Source organism: Hyphomicrobium sp. 99 (assembly GCF_000384335.2).
Taxonomy (GTDB): Bacteria; Pseudomonadota; Alphaproteobacteria; order Rhizobiales; family Hyphomicrobiaceae; genus Hyphomicrobium_B.
In genome coordinates this window covers 976,930-997,132 of sequence record NZ_KQ031382.1, presented here as the reverse complement: position 1 = coordinate 997,132, position 20,203 = coordinate 976,930, and the positions used below count along the sequence as shown (strand labels likewise).

The following is a 20,203-nucleotide window of genomic DNA, read 5'->3' as shown; positions in this document are numbered from 1 at the left end:
CCGGCCAACTTTCCGGCCTGGACAGATCCCGGCCTTCGCCGGGATGACGAGTTGGGATCAAGCCTTCGCCAGGACGGCTTGTACCTTGGCGATGTCTTCGTCCATTTGGGCGACGAGTTCTTCGACCGAGTGGAATTTGCGGTCGCCGCGTATGAAGTCGATGAACTCGACTTCCATCTCACGGCCGTATAGGTCGCCGTTGAAATCAAACAGGTACACTTCGAGGACCGGCATTCCGTCATCGAACGTGGGCCGGGTTCCGAGATAGGCCGCTGCGTCGTGCGGCACACCGTCGAAATACGCGCGGACCGCGTAAATGCCGTGGCCGAGCGTCGTGCCTTTCGGCATCGGCAGGTTAGCGGTCGGGTAGCCCATATCGGTGCCGCGCTTGGCGCCGCCGACCACCCTGCCCGCGACCCGCCAATGGCTGCCGAGCACATGGGCCGCGCCCTTCACGTCGCCTTGGGCGAGATAGAGCCTCACCGCGGACGATGAGAACGGTTCGCCTGCTTCCGCGATGGGCGGCATGACGGTCACTCCAAATCCAAGTTCTTCCCCTGCGCGAACCATCAGCTCCGGATTGCCGCCGCGCTTATGGCCGAAATAGAAATCGTAGCCGATGACGACATGGACGACGCCAAGTCCAGCCACGAGTACGCGCTCGATGAACTGTTCCGCGGTCATTGCCGCGAGTTCGGCGTTGAAGGGCTCGACGAATGCGATGTCGACGCCCAGTATTTCCAGGAGCGCTATCTTCCTCTTCAGCGGCGTCAGACGAAAGTGCATCTCGTCCGGCTGGAAGAATTCGCGCGGATGCGGCTCGAAGACCATCACCGCCGACGGCACTCTTGCGTCGCGCGCGTGCCTTTTGGCTTCAGCAATCAGCGCGCGATGGCCGCGATGCACGCCATCGAAATTTCCGATGGCGATCGAAGTGCCTCGGAATTCCGGCATGACATGCTTGTGACCATGGATGACGTGCATGCTTGGCGCGGCCTCGCCCCGGTCCTATCGAACTGCGGATTGTATCCGCGCTTATCGCGGCCGTCCTGGGACCATCAGCACTGCTTCGCCCGTCAGGACAGGTTTACCGGCGACAGTGCAGAGGCACTCGAACCGGGCCCGCTTCTTGTCGGGTATGAGCTCCACGAGCTTGACGAGAGTTTCAACGCGATCGTCAATCTTCACCGGGCCTTTGAAGAACAGAGACTGGGAAATGTAGATAGCGCCAGGGCCGGGAAGCTTCATCCCAAAAATGGCCGATATATAACCGGCGGATAGGATGCCGTGCGCAATGCGTTCCTTGAAAATCGTCTTGGCGGCGTATTCGGCATCAAGGTGAACGGGGTTGTAGTCCCCTGAAAGTGCGGCGTAGGCGACGATATCCGCCTCGCTGACGATCCTCGACATCGAGGCTTCCTGCCCGACCTCTAAATCCTCGAAATACTTTGTCCGGCCGGCGGTTGCTAGCATTCAAGCGTCCCTGCACGTTATGTTGGCCCATCTTCGGACGGGCCTTTTTTCGCGACAGTAACCCGTCATAAACGCTAACCGCAACCGCGGCGCGTCAGATCGGGCTGCGGCCTTGTTGCAGTTGCGGCGGGTTTGAGCCCTTGCGTCAGGGCCTCCTGAGGCGTTATAAAAGGAAATTCCCTTAATTTACCGTTTTAGGTGGCTTTCGCGATCCCCCGCGAAAGACCGAAAGAGGACACCCATGAGCGATCGTCGCCCCCTTATGCCGAAAGCCACCGCCGTTTGGCTGGTGGAAAACACGGCGCTCTCATTCGACCAGATTGCCGAGTTCTGCGGTCTTCATCCGCTCGAGGTCAAGGGTATTGCCGATGGCGAGGTGGCACAGGGCATCAAGGGCATGGACCCCGTCACGAACGGTCAGCTGACGCGCGAGGAGATCGCGCGGGCCGAAAAGGATGGGAAGTACAAACTGCGCCTCGCCGAAAGCAAGGTGCAGCTGCCGCCAGTTCCGCAGACGCGCAAGGGTCCGCGCTATACGCCCGTCTCGCGCCGTCACGACCGGCCGAACGCGGTGCTTTGGCTGCTTCGCAACCACCCCGAGTTGAAGGACAGCCAGATCATGCGCCTCGTCGGCACGACGAAGCCGACGATCGCTCAGATCCGCGAAAGGACGCATTGGAACTCGGCCCAGCTGACGCCGCAGGATCCGGTAACGCTCGGTCTCTGCTCTCAGATCGACCTCGACGCGGAAGTGAAGAAGGCCGCACGCCGTACCGACCGCGTGAAGGACTCGGGCGATGAGGAGAAGGCCGGCACGCTGCTGCCGACGTCGGAGACCACCGGCGCGTCACCCGCGCGGGCGGAGATCCTGACGCCGAAGGGTCCGGAAGAAGCTGCCGAGGAGACGCCGGAGCAGGAGCAGGCCCGCGTTCTGGCGAAGCTCAAGGGCATGACATCGTCCAAGGAGACGGATCAGGAGGACGAGTAATTCCCGACGTTGCGACGGTCCGGTCTTTCTCCGCGACTCATCGCGACGGCGTCCTCGATTCGAGCCGCGTATTGCACGAGCGGCTTTCTCAAACCTGCGGCAAGGAGCGTCCGGCGAACGCTCCTGCTCGCGGAGGTGAAGTATAGTTTTGTGCCGCCGCGATTGAGCTTGTGAGCGAAAGTTTCGAGGGTGCGGGCGGCGGTGCTGTCAACGATCGGCACGTCCGCAAAGTCGAGAATGAACACCTTCGGATGAGCGCCGATCCGGTCGAGAACGGCACTGACCGATGCTGTCGCGCCGAAGAAGAATGCGCCTGAGATCCTGTAGACCATGACGTCACCGTCGGCACCTGTGGGTTGACCTGAAGGCAGTTCCGATTCCGGCGTGTCTGCCACGTCGCCGGTGACGAACGTGCGCCCGGTCTCGACTTCAACCGCTTCTGCCATCCGATGCAGAAAGAGGAATGCCCCGAGGGTAACTCCAACTGAGATGGCGGTTGTCAGATCGACGAAGATCGTCAGCAGGAACGTTGCCAGCAGAACGGCCGCATCTCCCCAGGACGATCTCAGAAGCGTTGCGAATTCTTCCTTCTCCGCCATGTTCCAGGCGACCACGGCGAGAACACCGCCGAGGCTCGCAAGCGGGATGTAGGCGGCGAGTGGCGCCGCCACCAGCATGAAGAGCAGGATGAACAGCGCATGCAGGATACCTGAGACGGGTCCATGCGCGCCGGCACGGACGTTGGTCGCCGTGCGGGCGATCGTGCCCGTCACGCACATACCGCCGAATGTAACAGCGGCGACGTTGGCGACACCTTGAGCCACCAGCTCACAATTCGAACGGTGCTTGCGTCCGGTCATGCCGTCGGCGACGACGGCAGAAAGCAGGCTCTCGATGGAACCAAGCAAAGCGATCGATATCGCGTCGGGCAAAGCGGCCTGCAACTTGGCTAGATCGAAGGCCGGCACATGCGGCGCTGGCAGCATCCGCGGCACCTCGCCGAAGCGCGAGCCGATCGTCACCACGTCGAGACCCAAAGCCCAGGCGAGGGTCGTCGTGGCGCCGACTGCGATGAGCATTCCGGGCCATTTGGGCCTGATGCGGCGCAGCCCGATAATAATCACTATCGAGAGCAGAGAGATCGTGATCGTTGCTGGCTTGAACGTTCCGAGGTTCGAGGCGATCGCGGCAAGCTTCGGGAAAAGCGCCGCCGGCTCATGGGTCATGTCGAGGCCGAGCAGGTCTTTGATCTGGCTTGCAAAAATAATGACGGCGATACCGGCGGTGAATCCAACCGTCACCGGGAACGGGATATATTTGATGTAGGTCCCGAGACGCAGAAACCCGGCCGCCATCATGATCAGGCCGGCCATTGCAGTCGCGAGAACCAAGCCGTCGTAGCCACGTTGCTCGACGATCGTCGCGATCAGAACGATGAAGGCGCCGGCTGGGCCGCCGATCTGGTATCGGCTGCCTCCGAGCGCCGAGATCAGGAAGCCGCCAACGATCGCGGTAAAGAGACCCTTTTCGGGCGATAGACCGGAGCCGATGGCAATTGCCATCGAGAGCGGAAGCGCCACGATCGCGACAGTCAAGCCGGAGATCGTATCCGCGCGCAAATCAGCTAAGCGATAGCCCTCTCGCAGAACCGTAACGAGCTTTGGCGTAAACAGCTCAGCAAGACTCGGACGGGGCCGAGTCGCTTCGCGTCTTGCCGACATATCCATTCTCCGTCCCCATTATGGAGCGGCGAGATCGTCGGCCAAATCGTCGGCGGTCGTCGTCGCAGTGGTAAAAGTGGTTACGAGCGCGCGAACAGGCCTTTTTTCCTGCGTCCTTGCGCCAAGGCCGGCGCGGAAGTCCTGACCGGAATGCGTTCCTTGAAACGCACGCCCCGTCCCTGACCCACGCTCGGCATATTCTCGCCGATGAGCTCAATGCCGGCCGCGTCGAAGGCGGCAACGACCTTCGTCAGCGTATCGACGACGCCGCGAACGTTACCTTCGCTTGCCTCCATGCGCTGGATCGTCGGCAACGAAACACCGGCGCGATCCGCCAGCGTCTGCTGGTCGATACCAATGAGCGCACGCGCAGCGCGCATTTGCGCGGCAGTAATCAAGCGCTGTCCTTCCCGCGATTAGCCATGCAAAAAAGCTAACATATGATGTTTTATACATCAATATATGTTTTTTAGACATGACGTGGATCAAGTCTGCCCCTGCTTCCTGCACGCGGGCTTTTGTTCTGATTTTTTGGCCCCCGGCGTCTGCCGAAATGGCCCGCTCGAAACTTGACCGCTGAGGGCGGTCTCGGTCTCAAATGCGGCATTGTCGGCCGTTTCTGGTTTCGCTAGCGTCAATCGCAATAAAAAACGCTTTCGCCCGTCGAAAGCTTGGAGCTAGGCAGGAACCCGGGGCACTAATCGTGACGAACCCATTTGAGCAGCATCTCGATAAGAACGCAGCGAACTATCAACCGCTAACGCCCCTATCGTTCCTCTCCAGGACGGCGGTCGCGGCTCCGAACCACACCGCCATCATTCACGGCAATGCGCGGTTAACCTACGCAGAATTCTACGCGCGCTGCCGTCAGCTCGCCTCGTCCCTCGCCGCGCGCGGCATTGGCGTCGGCGATACGGTGTCGGTGATGCTCGCCAACACGCCGCCGATGCTCGAAGCCCACTTCGGCGTGCCGATGGTCGGCGCCGTTCTTCACTCGATCAACACGCGGCTGGATCCGGCGATCATCGCGTTCCAGTTCGATCACGCCGGCACGAAACTCCTCATCACGGACCGCGAATTCTCGCCGGTCATAAAGGCCGCCCTCGAACTCGCGACGGTGAAGCCGATCATCATCGACTACAACGATCTCGAATTTCCGCAGACGGGCGAGGCGCTGTCGTCAGAGGATTACGAAGCGTTCGTCGCCCAGGGTGATCCGAATTTCGAATGGCGGTGGCCGGCAGACGAGTGGGAGGCGATCTCGCTCAACTACACTTCGGGCACGACAGGCAATCCGAAGGGCGTCGTCTATCATCACCGGGGCGCGGCGCTGATGTGCTACGCGAACACCATTTCAACCGGCATGACGCGCTTTCCCGTGTACCTCTGGACGCTGCCGATGTTCCATTGCAACGGCTGGTGCTTCCCCTGGACCGTGACGATGGTTCAAGGCACGCATGTGTGCCTCCGGTGGGTGCGCGCCAAGGCGATGTATGACTCCATCGTCGAGCATAAGGTCTCGCACCTGTCCGGCGCGCCGATCGTCATGTCCACGCTTCTCAACGCGACGGACGAGGAGAAGAAAAACATCGGACATGTCGTGGCGTTCAACCATGCCGCGGCGCCGCCTCCGGCGTCGGTCATGGCAGCGATGGCGGATGCCGGTTTCGAGCTGACGCATCTTTACGGTCTGACCGAGACCTACGGCCCGGCCACGATCAACGAGTGGGACTCCTCGTGGGACGACCTGCCGCCGCTTGAACGTGGCGCTAAACGCATCCGCCAGGGCATCCGCTACGTCGCGCTCGAAGGCCTCACCGTGCTCGATGCCGAGACGATGCAGGAAGTTCCGGCCGACGGCGAGACGCTGGGCGAGGTCATGTTCCGCGGCAACATCGTGATGAAGGGCTATCTCAAGAACGCGAAGGCGACGGACGAAGCGTTCGCAGGCGGATGGTTCCATTCGGGCGACCTCGGCGTCCTGCACCCCGACGGCTACATTCAGCTCAAGGACCGTTCAAAGGACATCATCATCTCGGGCGGCGAAAACATCTCGTCGATCGAGGTCGAGGAAGTGCTCTACAAGCATCCCTCCGTCGCTTTCTGCGCAGTCGTCGCGAAGCCCGATGAGAAGTGGGGCGAGACGCCGTGCGCCTTCATCGAGCTGCGTCCGGGAAGCTCGGCTACGGCCGATGAGATCCTGGAATGGTGCCGCGCGGGCCTCGCGCGCTACAAGGTGCCCCGGCACATCGTCTTCTCGGAAGTGCCGAAGACATCGACCGGCAAGATCCAGAAGTTCAAGCTGCGCGAGCTGGCGAAAGAGGCGTAACGGGCGCTTCTGCTACGGCGGGGACTGGGTGCCAGCGAAGATAGAAGCGCTGGCTTCCGGCCAGAGGAGCGGCACCAGCAATTTTTTTGCGAGGATGCCGGCTCCCCGCAGCGACAGATGATTATCGTCGAAATAGAGCACGGCTTCCTCGAGGTAAGCGCTGCAGCGCCCGTCCTTACAGAAGGCCGCAGATACGGGCACGAACGTTGCGTTCACCTCTGCGGCGAGGTCTTTCAGCTTCTCATTCACATCGCGCAACCGTTCGGCATCCGGCGCGAATGTGAAGTTGACCGGATCGTTCCCGAGCCACGCCCATCTGCTAAGCGCCTGGTGAGCCGGCTTGTGGTTTGGCAAAGGGGGGACGGCACCCAATACGATCAATCGGTGGCCAGCGTGGTGGAGTTCCGCGAGCGTTGTTTGCAGCCCCTTCCAATATTGGTCGGGCTGGAACATCGACCAGCTCATGGAATTTGCTGCGAGCAAGATGGTGGACGGTGGAATGGAGATCAGTCTCGCCAGCATTGCCGCGTTGTAGTCACCGCATCGCGTTCCATGGTCTAAGGAGTAATTTGCGGCTGGCGGGCAAGCCGATGCCGTAATCTGGCGAACGCTTTCGTTCCGCTCTTTTGCGAGCGAACCAAGCGCGGCGCTGAACTCGGCTCCGTGGCTATCGGAGTAGACAATGATCTTGGGATCGACATTGCCGCCGAGGACGCAGGTATCGTCGTAGGTGCGTTTGAGCGCTCCACCGAAATGGCACTTCTCGCGAAATGGGCTCGAGTCGCTTTCGGCGCCGGCGAGGTCGAGAACCTGCTGCGGAAACCGGCTGGGGACGCCGTGCAATGAAATTAGGATGAGCGAGACTGCAGCCAAACTTCCAAGACTGAGGCCGCCGCTCCAAAGTATCGCCGGTCGCGTGAAGCCGCCCACGCCTCTCCGTCTGAATGGCAGCTCGATGAAGCGCCACGTGAGAGCTGCCAATGCTATCGAGGTTCCGGCAACGGCGGTCTTTTGAAACCCAGTCAAGGGCTCGATGCTGAACAGGTTCGCGAATACGATCAGCGGCCAATGCCATAGATAGAGACTGTAGGAAATCAGCCCGAGAAAGACGAGCGGGCGAGCCGTGAGAAATCGCGCGGGCGTATTCTCCTTCCCGCCTTGGCCTCCCCAGATGACGAGCGCGGCTCCTGCGCACGGCAGCAGCGCGGCCAATCCGGGAAAGGGTGTTTTCGACGTGAAGCTGAAAACAGCAATCGCGATAGCCAGTAGCCCGAGCGCACCGGCCGCATCACGCTCTAGTCGAGAGGCCGGCCTCGGGATGAGGCCCAACGCGATGATGCTTCCGGTCAGCAGTTCCCAGGCCCGCGTGTGCAGGAGAAAGAACGTGCTTTTCGGGTTTCGCTCGAGCATCAGAACGCTCAAGAGCAACGAGACCGCAAATAGGCCCCAGATGATCAACCCGAGGCGGTTTCTTCGCCATTTGAATGCGGCCATCAAGAGCAACGGAAAGACAATATAGAATTGTTCTTCGACGCCGAGGCTCCACGTATGAAAGAGGGGCTGACGTTCAGCCGACGGATCAAAGTAACCTGAATGGAACAGGCACCAGAAATTGCTGGCGGATAACGCCGTCGCGATCAGGCTCGACGCAAACCGTATCAATTCTCGGGGGAACAGAAGAAAAAGTGCCAGTGCAGTCGTACAGGCGCAAACGAAAACGAGCGCGGGCACAATCCTGCGAACTCTCCGGTCGTAGAAATTCGCGATGCTGAAGGTGCCGGCTTCCAATTCCGCGGCGATGATGGACGTGATCAGAAAGCCGGATAATACGAAGAAGATGTCGACGCCGACGAAGCCTCCCGATGCGTAAGGGAATCCGAAGTGATAGGCCACGACGGCTGCTACCGCGATGCCCCTGAGACCGTCGAGATCGCTGCGATAGGCAACGCCCTTATGCGACGCGAAATCAGACAAGCGCGTTCACTGCGCGCGCCATAAGAAACGACATTTCCTATTTCCCCCGGTCGATAGAAGCGAACGACGTTCATCCGCTTCAGCGAAAAAACCGCGGGCACGATATCGCTGGCTGCAGAGATTTCAATTCTATCGCCGACTACAACTATGGATGGCGGCATGGCGCGATCTCAACTCGATCCGAAGTCAGAACTCGACCTCGAGCTCAACGATCTCGTCCGGCTCGATGAGGGCGCCTTGCGTCCACTCCTGCATCAGCGACCAGTGGAAGATCGTTTCGCAGTAGGCCTGGAGCGCCGGCTCAAGCGATACGGCATACGTGCGAAAGCGGGTGCAGACCGGCGCGTACATCGCATCGGCGACCGTCGGCTTCGCTCCGAAGAGATACGGCCCGCCGTACTTCTCAAGGCACTCCGTCCAAATGGTTTTGATGCGCTCAACATCCGGACGCGCGCCCGAAAAAATCTTGAAGGAGGCGTGGCGCGCCTTGAGGTTCATCGGCAGAGCCGAGCGCAGGTTGTAGAACCCGGAGTGCATTTCACCCGACACAGCGCGGCAATGGGCGCGTGCGATCTGATCTTCGGGAAGCAGACCGGCGTTCGGGGCGATCTCGCGCAGGTATTCGGCAATGGCGAGCGTGTCCCAAACCGTTACGTTGCCGTGGGTCAGCCGTGGCACGCGCACCGAGGGCGAGAGCAATAATAGCTCCTGCCGTGCTTCGGCATCGTCCGTCGCAATAGGCTGCTCATCGAAATCGAGCCCGGCCATGCGACAAAGCAACCAGCCGCGGAGCGACCAGGACGAGTAGTTCTTGGACGAGATCGTCAACGTTGCTTTCGACATCGACGAAGCCACTCCATTCTTCCGCCGTTTACGTGCGGCGACAATCCTCTCGCAGCGCAGCAGAATATGCACTAAGTTTTTCCGTCGCATGGGTTTTTTGCGCCCTTGCGGAGGGGAAACGTCAGCACGATGCTTTACCAAGCTTACCAGTTCCAGGATGACCTTTGGGCGCCCTTTCGAGAGGCAGCCCGGCATTCCAAGGCTGCCATCGAGCACCGAGTGTCGCCGACTGTCGATACTTTGAGGCATCATCTGGCGGCTGGATTCGAGATGATCTCGCGGTTCCAGCTTACGCATTCACGACCCGACTTCGGCATTTCCTCCGTTCGCGTCGGAAACCGTGATGTGCCCGTCATCGAGGAAGTGGCCCTCAACCTGCCGTTCGGTAACCTTCTGCACTTCCGCAAGGATGTCGACACTGCGCAGCCGAAAGTTCTCGTGATCGCGCCGCTATCGGGACATTTCGCGACACTGCTTGCCAAGACCTGCGCGACGCTGCTTCGCGATCACGACGTCTACATCACCGATTGGGCGAACGCTCGCGACGTGCCGCTCGAAGCCGGCCGCTTCGGCGTCGACGAGCATGTCGACTATATCATCCGCTTCCTCGAAGAGATCGGTCCGGGTGCGCATCTGCTCGCGGTCTGTCAGCCCTGCGTGCAGGCGCTCGCCGCCGTCGCGATCATGTCGGAAGACAAGCATCCGGCGACGCCGCGCTCGATGACGCTGATGGCCGGACCCATCGACACACGCGAGAGCCCGACTGCCGTCAACAAGCTCGCGATGGAAAAATCGATCTCCTGGTTCAAGTCGAATGTGACGGCGCGCGTTCCGGGCCGCTACAAAGGGGCTGGCCGCCGCGTCTATCCGGGCTTCATTCAGCTCTTCAGCTTTCTCGCGATGAACATCGACCGTCATCGCGCGCAACACCAGAAGCTCTACGATCATCTCGTGCACGGCGAATTCGCCGAGGCGGAGAAGATCAAGACGTTCTATGACGAATATTTCGCGGTGCTCGATCTCACCGAGGAATTCTATATCGAGACGATCGACCGGATTTTTCAGCGGGCAGATCTAGCGACCGGAAATTTCACCTATCACGGCCGCAAGGTCGATCCCGGCAAGATTCTCAAGACTGCGTTGCTGACAGTCGAGGGCGGGCGAGACGATATTTGCGCGCTCGGTCAAACGGCGGCGGCGCACGATCTCTGCCAATCGCTACGGCCGCATCTCAAGCGTCATCACCTGCAGGCCAACGTCGGGCACTACGGCACGTTCAACGGCAAGCGGTGGGAGACGGAGATCTATCCCGTCGTGCGGAACTTCGTTCTATCCATGGAATAGCCGCCGCGGCGATTGCGGCCCATTACACGAAATAGCGAAGTCCGGTTTCGCTATTTCACCCAGACCTTGTGCTGACAATCCAGCCAACGGGCGATGACGGTGCGATCGTGAAATTGAATTGCGCCGCAGTTCTGACAGACGATCATCAGCACATTGACCGGCGCGTTGCTCGACGAAGACTTCCGCTCGCACGTCAACATGTGAATATCGACGTCGCAATTAGAGCGAAAACGTCCGCAGACGGGACAACTGGTAATGTGTTTCCCGAACAGGAAGCGGTCGACCTCGGCCTTCGTCAGGTCGCGCGTTGGAGCTGCGGTATCTGTTGGACGGGTAGTTGTTGCAGTGTCTGTCATTGCAGTCACCGTTTGAATACCTCGAATACTCAGAATCGTATGTTGAGAACCCGCCCGGCACAAGAAGAGTTCTAATTACGCTCCATTATTTGAAGCCTGTTTTTTTTATCCAATTCTTGTGCGGTGCAGTATTTCGCGGCGCAATAGGTCTCGCTTTTCCAAGCCGATCTCTTCCTTTTTCAGGGCGCGTCGGCAGGGCCGGAACGGCACGCCCGTTCACACGTTGACCACTCAATCGCGGGGGCAGTCGCGATTAACCCCAAACGTGAAGTCAACACAGGAGAGACTCGATAATGTTGAGATATTCGATTGCTGCCCTGGCACTTGTTGCCGGATCTACATGTGCATTCGCCGATCCGAACAACGGCGCGGGTCCATCGTCGGCAGGGGCCGGCGGTGGCGCCGCGATGGAACGTTCCGGCGGTTCATCGATGGAAAAAGGCGCCGGTCCGTCGAAAGAGTCCGGTGGTCCGTCGCGGGAATCCGGCGGCTCGCTGAAGGAAGAGCGCGGCGCGCGGGATAATGGGCCCGGGTCGGCAAAAGAAAATTCGGCGTCCGACGAAAGGTCTCGCGATCACTCGAAGCAGCAGGCCAACGATAACGACCATCAGTTGAAGAACAAAGACAAGCAGGCCAGCGATCGCGATCAAGTCAAGGACCGTCAGGCGAAGGACGAAGATCCTAACGCCAAAGCCAAGTCTTCAGACCGCGCAGAGCGGAATGAGTACAACGACCGCGACAGGGCCTCGACGGGTAAGAGCGAAGGCGCCGAAGGTAAAGCCGGTCCGAAGGGATCCATCACTAGCATCAGTTCAGAACAGAAGACACGTGTTCGATCTGCCTTCGCCAGCCATCGCGTGGCGCCTGCACATGACATCGGCGTCTCCGTGAATGTCGGCGTCAGGATCCCGAGGTCGGTGCGCATTTACACGGTGCCGTCGGACATCATCGCCATCGTTCCGGAATATCGCGACTATGAATATTTCATGATCGACGAGAGCCACGTCGCGATCGTTGATCCCGATACGCTGGAAGTCGTCGACATCATCGTCGTCGCGTAACCGTCCGCTGAAGTATCAATCGAAGTGGAAACCGCCGGGGTAGCCCCTCGGCGGTTTTTTTTCGTGGGACCCGTTTAGCTGCATCCTGCGCCCGCAACGACCACGTTATGCTTTAGCCGCCCGTCACCTTGGCTCACTTCGGATATTGTCATATCGTCTGAAGAGGGAATATGCCTTAATAGCCTTGGACGTCCTTCCCCTCGTATTTCGTTATAACGATTTCGACTTTCGAAATTTATAAAAATTGTAACACAGTAGCGTGCTTCGACGTATGTCCGTGCGGTCTAGAAAAATCTTGCAATGGAGTGTCTCTTGATCGTTTCCAACCGGCTCATTGCCGCCCTCTGCGCAGCGGCGGTTATCAGTATTCCGATAGCTCGTGCGCATGCCGAGGCCGACGCGGAAAGTCTCGTCAATGCGCTCAATGCCGTCTTCGGCAAGCACCCCGGCGTCCGGGCGGCCCACACCCACGGGATCTGCGTCAAGGGCAACTTCGTGCCGTCGACGGAAGCGGCGAGCCTGACGAAGGCGCCGCATTTCAATTCGAAAACGCCGGTCGGCGTCGTCGGGCGCTTCTCAATGGGCGGTGGCAATCCCGATGCGCCGAACGCGCAGAAAGACAACGTGCGCGGGATAGCGCTGCACTTCGATCTCGGCAAGGGCAACAATACGGACCTGCTTTTGATCTCGGCGCCCGTATTTGTCGCGAAAGATCCGGATCAATTCTTGAAACTGCTGACGACCGTCGCGACGAAAGACAAGGAGAAGATTGGCGCCTACTTCAAGGACAATCCGAACTCTACGCGGCAGAAGGAGTGGCTCACCGCGCGGCCGGTTCCGGCAAGCTACGGGACCGTCAATTATTGGGGCGTTCACGCCTTCACGTTCACGAACGCGGAAGGCAAGAAGCAGATCTTCAAATACAAGGCGCTGCCGGTCGGCGGCGAAGCCAGCATCTCGGATGACGAGGCAAAGAAGAAGGACCCCGACTTCTACAGGCCCGAACTCAAGGACCGCTTAGCCAAGGGACCGGCTCAGTTCACGCTGACGGCGATCCTCGGTGAGGACGGCGATCCGCTCGACGATCCGACCGCGCTCTGGCCGGAAGATAAGCGGAAGTCCGTCACTCTCGGAACGATCTCGATCACCGACTTCGAAGATCCGAAGACGTGCGATGAGGCGATCTTCGATCCGACGAACGTCGTCGACGGCGTCGAAGGCCCGGCGAACGACAAGATCTTCCCGATGCGGTCGCAGGCCTACGCCGTATCGTTCTCGCGCCGGCAAGCGCCATAACAATAATATGCGATATCCCTGTCATCCCGGTGGTCGCCGAGGGATGACAGGGATCTTCGCATTCGTTCGCAACATCAGTGCTTCTGGATGCTTGCGAGATAGGCATCGAGCTTTTCGAAAGACCCGCCGAAGCCCTGCGTCATGCTCGGGTGGTTGTTGTCGAAGACTGCGATTTCTTCATCGCTTGCGTTCAGCGGTGTGAAGGTAACGGCTAGCTTCGTCCGGCCGTCGTCGAGTTCTTCGAACGTGAAGACCGACAGCATCTCCAGCGGCCAATCGAGGCTCATCGGGTGGCGCGTGACGCCGCCCTCCGCATCCGAAAACGAATTGACGAACACGATGCGTTCGGGCGCTGAGATTTCGCGATAGACGAACCGTCCCCACATCGTCGAGCCGTCTGGCGTCTGCATGCCGTAGTGGAAAATGCCACCCGGACGCAGATCCATCTTGGGGCTTACGATCTCGACGCCTTTCGGTCCCCACCAGTGCTTCATGTGCTGGGGATCGGTGAACACTTTGTAGACGAGTTCGCGCGGTGCATCGAAAATGCGCGAGATGACGAACGGCCTTGGCTGCCGGTTTTCGCTGACCTTGCTCACGATGTCGCGCCTTCTTTTTGAGTGAGATAGAGATCCAGCCGCGCGAGCGTCTGTTGCCCACCCTCGACGGCGCCGAACTTCACCATCTCGTCGCGTCGTTCACGCGTCGCGAAGAGATGGCGGAGCGTGACACGCGTTTTGCGGTTTTCAGTTTCGAACGTGATCCAGACTTTGAAGGGCTCGAAGTCGGGCCTCTCAGCGCCGGCGTCGTGATCGTAGGCGAGAAGTTCGGGATCCTTCACCTCAGTGTAGCGCACTCGGTTTGGGTAATCCGTGCCGTCAGGCCCGTGCATGGTGTACAGCCACTGGCCGCCGGGTCGAACGTCCATCTCGTACGTCGTTGTGGTGAAGCCGTTCGGCCCCCACCAATTGCTGATGTGATGAGGATCCCTGAATGCCTCGAACACGAGTTCGCGCGGGGCATCGAAGACGCGGGTGGTGATGATTTCTCTGTCGGCTTCGCTCGCATCACTTCGGTTTCTTGCGTCCACCTATTTTCTCCTTTGCCTGCAACACACGCAGATACTCGTCCAGCCGGTCGAAGCTCTGCTCCCAGAATTTGCGATAGTGCTCGACCCAGTCGTCGACTTCCTTCAACGGCCCCGGTTCGAGCCGGCAGGGACGCCACTGCGCCTCGCGTCCGCGCGCAATGAGGCCCGCGCGCTCCAGAACCTTGAGGTGCTTGGAGACGGCCGGAAGGCTCATGTCGAAGGGTTCGGCGAGATCGGTGACTGACGTCTCGCCCAGCGCCAGCCGCGCCAGGATTGCGCGCCTCGTGGGGTCGGCAAGGGCTGCGAAGGTTTCACTGAGCCGGTCGGCGTTGGGCATTTATTTAGCCATCTCGTTAAATAACCATTCGGTTAAATATAGGCGCTGACTTCGCGCGTCAAGCGGCTAGGCGTTTGTCGTCTCCTTCATTCGACCGAAGTCGGGGATTCTGAATTTCCAAATCCCCGTCATCCCCGCGTAGGCGGGGATCCGTCCAAATAGACATCCATCGCAAGTTTTGGGCTTGGACAGGTCCCGGCCTTCGGCCCTGATGACGATCTAGATTTTTCTGTCATCCCCGGACGTCTCGCGGGCTCGCCGTTCGAGGATGACGGGAGTCTTGGTGACTGAAATTCGGCTAAAAATATAAAAGCCCCGCCCGGAGACTGCGCTCCGCTGGCAGGGCGTGGAAGGGATTTGGAAGGGATAAGTTTTGCGCCGAACCTAGTGGCGCGTCTCCCGTCTCAGCCGCTCTATCTCGTCCTTGAGCTTCAATTTTTCTTGCTTCAATCTGCGTATCTCGATGTCGTCAGATCCGGGGCTCGCGGCCGTTTGATTTATTTTTTGTTCGAGAGCCCGATGCTTCTCCGCGAGTTCAGCCAGATGAGCCGTTATCGTCATCAGTCGCCTCCTATAGAGCTGCAGACGTGTGAATCGTGCCACACGTTTCTCAGGTTGTCCAACGCCTCCTGCGGCAAAGCTGCGATGTTTGATTTTTGTTACGATGCGGGTTTTTGCCCGTGGTGATCGGTAAAATAAATTCATAGAATTAGAAAGTTAGCTCAGAATCGCGCTTTTGCCCTGTTGCCATATCGAGGGCAATCACCCAAAAGGCTGCGATCGACCGGGCAGCGGCAGGGAATCGAAATGGAGCGGCGCGACGAACGCGAGCTCAGGGAAGAGCTAGTGACTTTGCGGGGCGAGCATCGTGAGCTCGACTGCGAAATCGCCGCTCTTGAAGGTAACCCCTCGGCTGACCAACTTCTCATCAAGCGGCTGAAAAAGAAGAAGCTTGTCTTGAAGGACCGGATCACGCAGATCGAAGACAAGCTGCTTCCTGATATTATCGCGTGAACGACGTTCCGCGCTTGGCTGCTTTGCAGTTACGCGCGTTTAATGGTTCATGATCTCGACAGCACCCCCCGTCGACACGTGGCTTTACCCGGTCGGTTCCGGCATTTATTGCGAGCCCGGCGATTTTTACATCGATCCTGGCCGGGCTGTGGACCGCGCCGTGATTACGCACGGGCACGGCGATCATGCGCGCGCCGGGCATCGCGCGGTGCTTGCGACCCCTGAAACCATCGAGATCATGAAGGTGCGCTACGGCGAGGATTGCGCGGGCGCATTCCAGCCGCTCGCCCTCGGCGAAACCGTCAACATCAACGGCGTTAGCGTGCGGCTGGTGCCGGCCGGGCATATCCTGGGCTCAGCGCAGGTCGTCATCGAGTGGGCCGGGCGGCGCGCCGTCATTTCCGGCGACTACAAGCGCGCGGCCGACCCGACCTGCGCGCCCTTCGAACTCGTCACCTGCGATGTGTTCGTGACGGAAGCCACCTTTGCGCTTCCGGTTTTTCGTCATGAGAAGGCGGAACACGAGGCCGCGAAGCTTCTCTCATCCCTCAAGGCCGAACCGGACCGGACGCATCTCATCGGCGCTTACAATCTCGGCAAGTGCCAGCGAATGATCCGCGTCGTTCGCGATGCGGGCTACGACCAGCCGATCTATCTGCACGGCGCAGTCGTTGCACTGAGTGAGCTTTATCAGAAGCTCGGCATCGATCTCGGCGAGCTTCTGCCGGTTGCGGGCACCGATCCGAAGTCGATGCGCGGCGGTATCGTCATGTGTCCGCCCTCCGCTCTCGGCGATCGCTGGTCGCGTCGCTTTGGCGATCCGGTCAATGCATTCGCGAGCGGGTGGATGCGTGTGCGCGGCCGCGCCCGTCAGCTTGGTGTCGAACTTCCGCTCGTCGTCTCAGATCACGTCGATTGGCCGGAACTCATTCAGACCGTCCTTGAAACGGAAGCGGAAGAAATCTGGGTGACGCACGGCCGCGAGGATGCGCTGGTGCATTATCTGGGCACGCTCGGCCGCAAGGCTCGCGCGCTCGCGCTCGTCGGATATGGCGAGGAGGCCGAATAGCGATGCGCGCGTTCGCCAGCCTTCTCGATTGTCTCGTCTATACGCAGAGCCGCAATCGCAAGGTGGCGCTGCTCGGCCATTATTTCCGCACGGCGCCCGATCCCGATCGCGGCTGGGCGCTCGCCGCGTTGACGGACGGCGTGCCGATCCGCCTGCCGCTCCGGCGGATGCTGAACGACCTCGTCACCCGCTTCATCGATCCGACGCTCTACCGCTTGTCGCGCGATTACGTTGGCGACACGGCCGAAACCGTGTCGCTGCTTTGGCCGGATGATCGTGCCGTCGTTTCTCCGTTGGAAAAGGAGAAATCTCCTCTCCCCTTGCCGGAAAATCGGCGGGAGCGAAGCGACAGCGAAAAGCCGAAACAGCTGGTGCTTGATTTCACCCCCACCCCTAACCCCTCCCCGCAAGGGGGAGGGGAACGAGACGCTTCCCGACTCGGCGCGGGCGGGGAACAGAACACTTCTCCCCTCCCCATGACGGGGAGGGGTCGGGGGTGGGGTGATGTCGGACATAACTCAGGCGAGCCGCCTGAACTCTCGCTCGGCGCCGTCATCGACGCGATGGCGAACGGCACGACGCCGGAGCGTACCGAGCGTCTCGGGCACCTTCTCGATCAGCTCGATGCGTCCGGCCGCTGGGCGCTCCTGAAGCTTCTCGGCGGTGCGCCGCGTGTGGGCGTGTCGGCGCGTCTGGCGCGAACCGCACTTGCGGAAAGCTACGGCCGCGACGTTTCCGAGATCGAAGAGGTCTGGCATGCGCTCGCGCCTCCCTATCTCGAACTCTTCCAATGGCTCGACGGCAAGTCGGAGCGTCCGGATCCCGGCGCGAAACCGGTTTTTCGTCCCGTCATGCTCGCGCATCCAATCGAGGAGGAAGACTGGCCGCGCCTTTCGCCGGAAGACTTCGCGGCCGAATGGAAATGGGACGGCATTCGCGTGCAAGTCGCGGCGCGCGGCGGAGAGGTTCGCATGTTCTCGCGGCAGGGCGACGATATCTCCGGCGCGTTTCCAGAAATCCGCTCGGCGTTCCACGGTCACGATTGCGTCGTCGATGGCGAACTCCTCATCATGCGCGACGGCGAGATCGCGCCGTTCAACGACTTGCAGCAGCGGCTCAATCGCAAGTCGGTGACCGCCAAAATGATGACGGCGTATCCGCCGCACGTGCGTCTCTACGACCTTCTCTTCGACGGACACGAAGACCTTCGCGCGCTTTCGTTCGGCGAGCGCCGCAAGCGGCTCGAGTCCTGGCATGCGAAGCATCATCCGCGACTGACGGACGTTTCACCACTCGTCGACTTCAAGACGTTCGACGAACTCGGCGAGCTTTGGTCGTCGGCGCGCGCGGAGGGCATCGAAGGGCTGATGCTGAAGCGGCGCGCGAGCCCCTATCAGGCGGGCCGCGTTAAAGGCGAGTGGTTCAAGTGGAAACGCGCGGCGCTGACGCTCGACTGCGTCCTGATGTACGCCCAGCGCGGCTCGGGCAAGCGCTCGTCCTACTATTCAGATTACACGTTCGGCGTCTGGCGCACGGACGAGGATGGCGAGCGCCAGCTCGTGCCTGTCGGCAAGGCGTATTCGGGATTTACGGATGAAGAGCTGTTGCTGATCGATAAGTGGATCAGGGGGCATACGACCGAAACGTTCGGGCCGGTTCGCGCCGTCGAGCCGGAACTCGTGTTCGAAGTCGCGTTCGATGCTGTGCAGGAATCGACGCGGCATAAATCGGGCGTCGCGATGCGGTTTCCGCGCATCCATCGCATCCGCTGGGACAAGCCTGCCGCGGAAGCCGATACTCTTGAGACGATTTTAAAGCTCGTCGGCGGTGGTGCCACTGCAAATGCAGCGGCACCATCCGATCTTGTTTGAGTCCGATCTCGTTTAAGCGGCGGCGGCCTTCACCGAGCCTGCCGTTTCGGCGATGTAGTTCATCGCAGCGGCGACGCCACCCTTCTTGTGCGGAATGCCCGCAAGCTCGAAGCCCATCTCGACGCCGGTCAACGCGCCCAGGACCGTCAGCTCGTTCGTATCGCCGAGATGGGCGATGCGGAAAGCTTTGCCCGCGATCTTATTCAGGCCGGTTCCGAGCGACATGTTGAAGTTGTCGAGCACGAGCTTGCGATAGGCATCGGCGTTATGGCCTTCCGGCACGACGACCGTCGTCACAGCGGGCGAATAATATTTCGGATCGCGGCACTGAATCTCCAAGCCCCAAGCCTGGACGGCGCGACGCGTCGCTTCCGCTAGACGTTGATGACGCGCAAAGACGTTCTCGAGCCCTTCCTCATTGATCATGTCGATCGACTCGGCGAGGCCGTACAGCAAGCCGGTCGCCGGGGTGTAGGGGAAGTAGCCCGTCGCGTTCAGAGCCAGCATCTCGTCCCAGGCGAAGTAAGACTTCCTGAGCTGAGCCGTCTTCGAGGCTTCGATCGCCTTGGCGCTGATGGCCGTGAACGACAATCCCGGCGGCATCATCATGCCCTTCTGCGAGCCCGAAACCGTTACGTCGATGCCCCACTCGTCGTGACGCAGATCGGCGGCGGCGAGCGAGGAAATCGCGTCGACCATGAGGAGTGCCGGATGCTTGGCCGCATCGATGGCCTTGCGAACTTCATCGAGCCGCGTGAGGCAGCCCGTGGACGTCTCGTTGTGAACGACGCAGACGGCCTTGATCGTGTGCGAGGTGTCAGCCTTCAGCCTACGTTCGATCTGGTTGGCATCGGCGCCGATACGCCAGTCGGTCGGGATCACTTCGGTCTCGAGACCGAGGCGGCGCGCCATGACTTCCCACAGCACGGCGAACTGGCCCGTCTCGCACATCAGAACTTTGTCGCCGGGCGACAGCGTGTTGCTGAGGCCAGCTTCCCAGGCGCCCGAGCCGGACGACGGATAGATGATGACGTGGCCCTGCGTTTTGAACAGGCCCTTGATGCCTGAAAGTACGCGCCGGCCGAGCTGGCCGAACTCAAGGCCGCGATGATCGAGAATCTGACGCGCCATTGCCGCCAAAATGCGCTCCGGAACGGGCGTCGGCCCCGGGATCTGCAAGAAGTGGCGGCCTGGTCGGCGATGTTCTCTCGTCATTATTATAGTCCTCAAGGATCTTTTTATTCGTCTCCGGGGGTGTCCTAGTACTGAACTGCTCCGGATACAATTGTCTCGGGGACCAATTCAGGCCGATCCGCGGCGCTTTTTGTCTCGGTTGGCGTGTCCACGAGAAAAAATGCTTCTTTCCTGTAAATGCCGCGATATTGACACCCGCGCTGCCTTGCCGCGCCGGGCTGCTACACAACCGATCGAGCCGAA

The 20,203-nt window shown here is 60.2% G+C and carries 20 protein-coding genes; 8 read left to right on the top strand and 12 right to left on the bottom strand.

Annotation, left to right across the window (positions count from 1 at the left end; all coding sequences use genetic code 11):
- Positions 1–57: 57 nt before the first annotated feature.
- Together G359_RS05060 and G359_RS05055 are read right to left on the bottom strand one after the other, a co-directional pair.
- Complete coding sequence (locus tag G359_RS05060; protein ID WP_045835248.1) at positions 58–984, bottom strand: bifunctional riboflavin kinase/FAD synthetase; 927 nt, start codon at positions 982–984, stop codon at positions 58–60.
- A gap of 51 nt (positions 985–1,035) precedes the next feature.
- On the bottom strand, positions 1,036–1,473 hold the full coding sequence (locus G359_RS05055; RefSeq protein WP_045835247.1) for a MaoC family dehydratase: 438 nt from the start codon (positions 1,471–1,473) through the stop codon (positions 1,036–1,038).
- A 241-nt stretch (positions 1,474–1,714) separates the two neighbouring features.
- Between G359_RS05055 and G359_RS05050 the strand changes: the two genes are divergently transcribed.
- Entirely contained in the window at positions 1,715–2,461 is a 747-nt protein-coding gene (locus G359_RS05050) for a DUF1013 domain-containing protein (protein WP_045835246.1), read from the top strand.
- Here the strand turns inward: G359_RS05050 and G359_RS05045 are convergent.
- Positions 2,446–4,182 carry a SulP family inorganic anion transporter gene (locus G359_RS05045; RefSeq protein ID WP_045837663.1) on the bottom strand — a complete coding sequence of 579 codons (1,737 nt, stop codon included), beginning with the start codon at positions 4,180–4,182 and terminating at the stop codon, positions 2,446–2,448. The genes G359_RS05050 and G359_RS05045 overlap by 16 nt on opposite strands.
- Positions 4,183–4,262: 80 nt before the next feature.
- Entirely contained in the window at positions 4,263–4,580 is a 318-nt protein-coding gene (locus tag G359_RS05040) for a helix-turn-helix domain-containing protein (protein WP_045835245.1), read from the bottom strand.
- Between the two features lie 305 nt (positions 4,581–4,885).
- Between G359_RS05040 and G359_RS05035 the strand changes: the two genes are divergently transcribed.
- Positions 4,886–6,511, top strand: a complete 1,626-nt coding sequence (locus G359_RS05035; RefSeq protein ID WP_045835244.1) for an acyl-CoA synthetase — start codon at positions 4,886–4,888, stop codon at positions 6,509–6,511.
- 12 nt (positions 6,512–6,523) lie between these two features.
- Here G359_RS05035 and G359_RS05030 read toward each other — a convergent pair whose 3' ends face one another.
- Positions 6,524–8,485, bottom strand: a complete 1,962-nt coding sequence (locus G359_RS05030) for an acyltransferase family protein (protein WP_045835243.1) — start codon at positions 8,483–8,485, stop codon at positions 6,524–6,526.
- Between the two features lie 186 nt (positions 8,486–8,671).
- A complete protein-coding gene (locus G359_RS05025; protein WP_045837662.1) occupies positions 8,672–9,328 on the bottom strand; it encodes a glutathione S-transferase family protein in 657 nt (218 codons plus the stop codon).
- Between the two features lie 129 nt (positions 9,329–9,457).
- Here G359_RS05025 and G359_RS05020 point away from each other — a divergent pair, with 129 nt between their 5' ends.
- On the top strand, positions 9,458–10,672 hold the full coding sequence (locus G359_RS05020) for a polyhydroxyalkanoate depolymerase (RefSeq protein WP_045835242.1): 1,215 nt from the start codon (positions 9,458–9,460) through the stop codon (positions 10,670–10,672).
- Positions 10,673–10,722: 50 nt separating this feature from the next.
- Here G359_RS05020 and G359_RS05015 read toward each other — a convergent pair whose 3' ends face one another.
- Positions 10,723–11,028, bottom strand: a complete 306-nt coding sequence (locus G359_RS05015) for a hypothetical protein (RefSeq protein ID WP_045835241.1) — start codon at positions 11,026–11,028, stop codon at positions 10,723–10,725.
- A 293-nt stretch (positions 11,029–11,321) separates the two neighbouring features.
- Between G359_RS05015 and G359_RS05010 the strand changes: the two genes are divergently transcribed.
- Both G359_RS05010 and G359_RS05005 read left to right on the top strand, forming a co-directional pair.
- The gene (locus G359_RS05010) at positions 11,322–12,089 is read left to right on the top strand and encodes a DUF1236 domain-containing protein (protein ID WP_045835240.1); all 768 of its coding nucleotides are present in this window, start codon (positions 11,322–11,324) and stop codon (positions 12,087–12,089) included.
- 312 nt (positions 12,090–12,401) lie between these two features.
- The gene (locus tag G359_RS05005; RefSeq protein WP_245279934.1) at positions 12,402–13,385 is read left to right on the top strand and encodes a catalase family peroxidase; all 984 of its coding nucleotides are present in this window, start codon (positions 12,402–12,404) and stop codon (positions 13,383–13,385) included.
- 74 nt (positions 13,386–13,459) lie between these two features.
- On the opposite strand, the gene G359_RS05000 is transcribed toward G359_RS05005, so the two are convergent.
- From G359_RS05000 to G359_RS19910, 4 genes are all read right to left on the bottom strand, one after another.
- The gene (locus G359_RS05000; RefSeq protein ID WP_197077528.1) at positions 13,460–13,984 is read right to left on the bottom strand and encodes an SRPBCC family protein; all 525 of its coding nucleotides are present in this window, start codon (positions 13,982–13,984) and stop codon (positions 13,460–13,462) included.
- Positions 13,981–14,475, bottom strand: a complete 495-nt coding sequence (locus G359_RS04995) for an SRPBCC family protein (protein WP_045835238.1) — start codon at positions 14,473–14,475, stop codon at positions 13,981–13,983. The genes G359_RS05000 and G359_RS04995 overlap by 4 nt, the downstream gene beginning before the upstream one ends.
- Positions 14,453–14,812, bottom strand: coding sequence for an ArsR/SmtB family transcription factor (locus G359_RS04990; RefSeq protein ID WP_045835237.1), 360 nt, complete (start codon positions 14,810–14,812; stop codon positions 14,453–14,455). The genes G359_RS04995 and G359_RS04990 overlap by 23 nt, the downstream gene beginning before the upstream one ends.
- A gap of 384 nt (positions 14,813–15,196) precedes the next feature.
- A complete protein-coding gene (locus G359_RS19910; RefSeq protein ID WP_082072806.1) occupies positions 15,197–15,373 on the bottom strand; it encodes a YdcH family protein in 177 nt (58 codons plus the stop codon).
- Positions 15,374–15,619: 246 nt separating this feature from the next.
- Here G359_RS19910 and G359_RS04980 point away from each other — a divergent pair, with 246 nt between their 5' ends.
- The 3 genes from G359_RS04980 to G359_RS04970 are packed head-to-tail and all read left to right on the top strand — an operon-like array spanning position 15,620 to position 18,766.
- Positions 15,620–15,826, top strand: a complete 207-nt coding sequence (locus tag G359_RS04980; protein ID WP_045835235.1) for a DUF465 domain-containing protein — start codon at positions 15,620–15,622, stop codon at positions 15,824–15,826.
- A 49-nt stretch (positions 15,827–15,875) separates the two neighbouring features.
- A complete protein-coding gene (locus G359_RS04975) occupies positions 15,876–16,895 on the top strand; it encodes a ligase-associated DNA damage response exonuclease (RefSeq protein WP_045835234.1) in 1,020 nt (339 codons plus the stop codon).
- A gap of 2 nt (positions 16,896–16,897) precedes the next feature.
- Complete coding sequence (locus G359_RS04970; protein ID WP_045835233.1) at positions 16,898–18,766, top strand: cisplatin damage response ATP-dependent DNA ligase; 1,869 nt, start codon at positions 16,898–16,900, stop codon at positions 18,764–18,766.
- Positions 18,767–18,778: 12 nt separating this feature from the next.
- Here G359_RS04970 and G359_RS04965 read toward each other — a convergent pair whose 3' ends face one another.
- The gene (locus G359_RS04965; protein ID WP_045835232.1) at positions 18,779–19,981 is read right to left on the bottom strand and encodes a pyridoxal-phosphate-dependent aminotransferase family protein; all 1,203 of its coding nucleotides are present in this window, start codon (positions 19,979–19,981) and stop codon (positions 18,779–18,781) included.
- Between the last annotated feature and the right edge of the window lie 222 nt (positions 19,982–20,203).

Excerpts from the sequence above, each read along its gene's own strand:
- G359_RS05060 (WP_045835248.1), bottom strand. The coding sequence starts at position 984 with ATGCACGTCATCCATGGTCACAAGCATGTCATGCCGGAATTCCGAGGC.
- G359_RS05055 (WP_045835247.1), bottom strand. The coding sequence starts at position 1,473 with ATGCTAGCAACCGCCGGCCGGACAAAGTATTTCGAGGATTTAGAGGTC.
- G359_RS05050 (WP_045835246.1), top strand. The coding sequence starts at position 1,715 with ATGAGCGATCGTCGCCCCCTTATGCCGAAAGCCACCGCCGTTTGGCTG.
- G359_RS05045 (WP_045837663.1), bottom strand. The coding sequence starts at position 4,182 with ATGTCGGCAAGACGCGAAGCGACTCGGCCCCGTCCGAGTCTTGCTGAG.
- G359_RS05025 (WP_045837662.1), bottom strand. The coding sequence starts at position 9,328 with ATGTCGAAAGCAACGTTGACGATCTCGTCCAAGAACTACTCGTCCTGG.
- G359_RS05020 (WP_045835242.1), top strand. The coding sequence starts at position 9,458 with ATGCTTTACCAAGCTTACCAGTTCCAGGATGACCTTTGGGCGCCCTTT.
- G359_RS05015 (WP_045835241.1), bottom strand. The coding sequence starts at position 11,028 with ATGACAGACACTGCAACAACTACCCGTCCAACAGATACCGCAGCTCCA.
- G359_RS05010 (WP_045835240.1), top strand. The coding sequence starts at position 11,322 with ATGTTGAGATATTCGATTGCTGCCCTGGCACTTGTTGCCGGATCTACA.
- G359_RS04990 (WP_045835237.1), bottom strand. The coding sequence starts at position 14,812 with ATGCCCAACGCCGACCGGCTCAGTGAAACCTTCGCAGCCCTTGCCGAC.
- G359_RS19910 (WP_082072806.1), bottom strand. The coding sequence starts at position 15,373 with ATGACGATAACGGCTCATCTGGCTGAACTCGCGGAGAAGCATCGGGCT.
- G359_RS04980 (WP_045835235.1), top strand. The coding sequence starts at position 15,620 with ATGGAGCGGCGCGACGAACGCGAGCTCAGGGAAGAGCTAGTGACTTTG.
- G359_RS04975 (WP_045835234.1), top strand. The coding sequence starts at position 15,876 with ATGATCTCGACAGCACCCCCCGTCGACACGTGGCTTTACCCGGTCGGT.
- G359_RS04970 (WP_045835233.1), top strand. The coding sequence starts at position 16,898 with ATGCGCGCGTTCGCCAGCCTTCTCGATTGTCTCGTCTATACGCAGAGC.
- G359_RS04965 (WP_045835232.1), bottom strand. The coding sequence starts at position 19,981 with ATGACGAGAGAACATCGCCGACCAGGCCGCCACTTCTTGCAGATCCCG.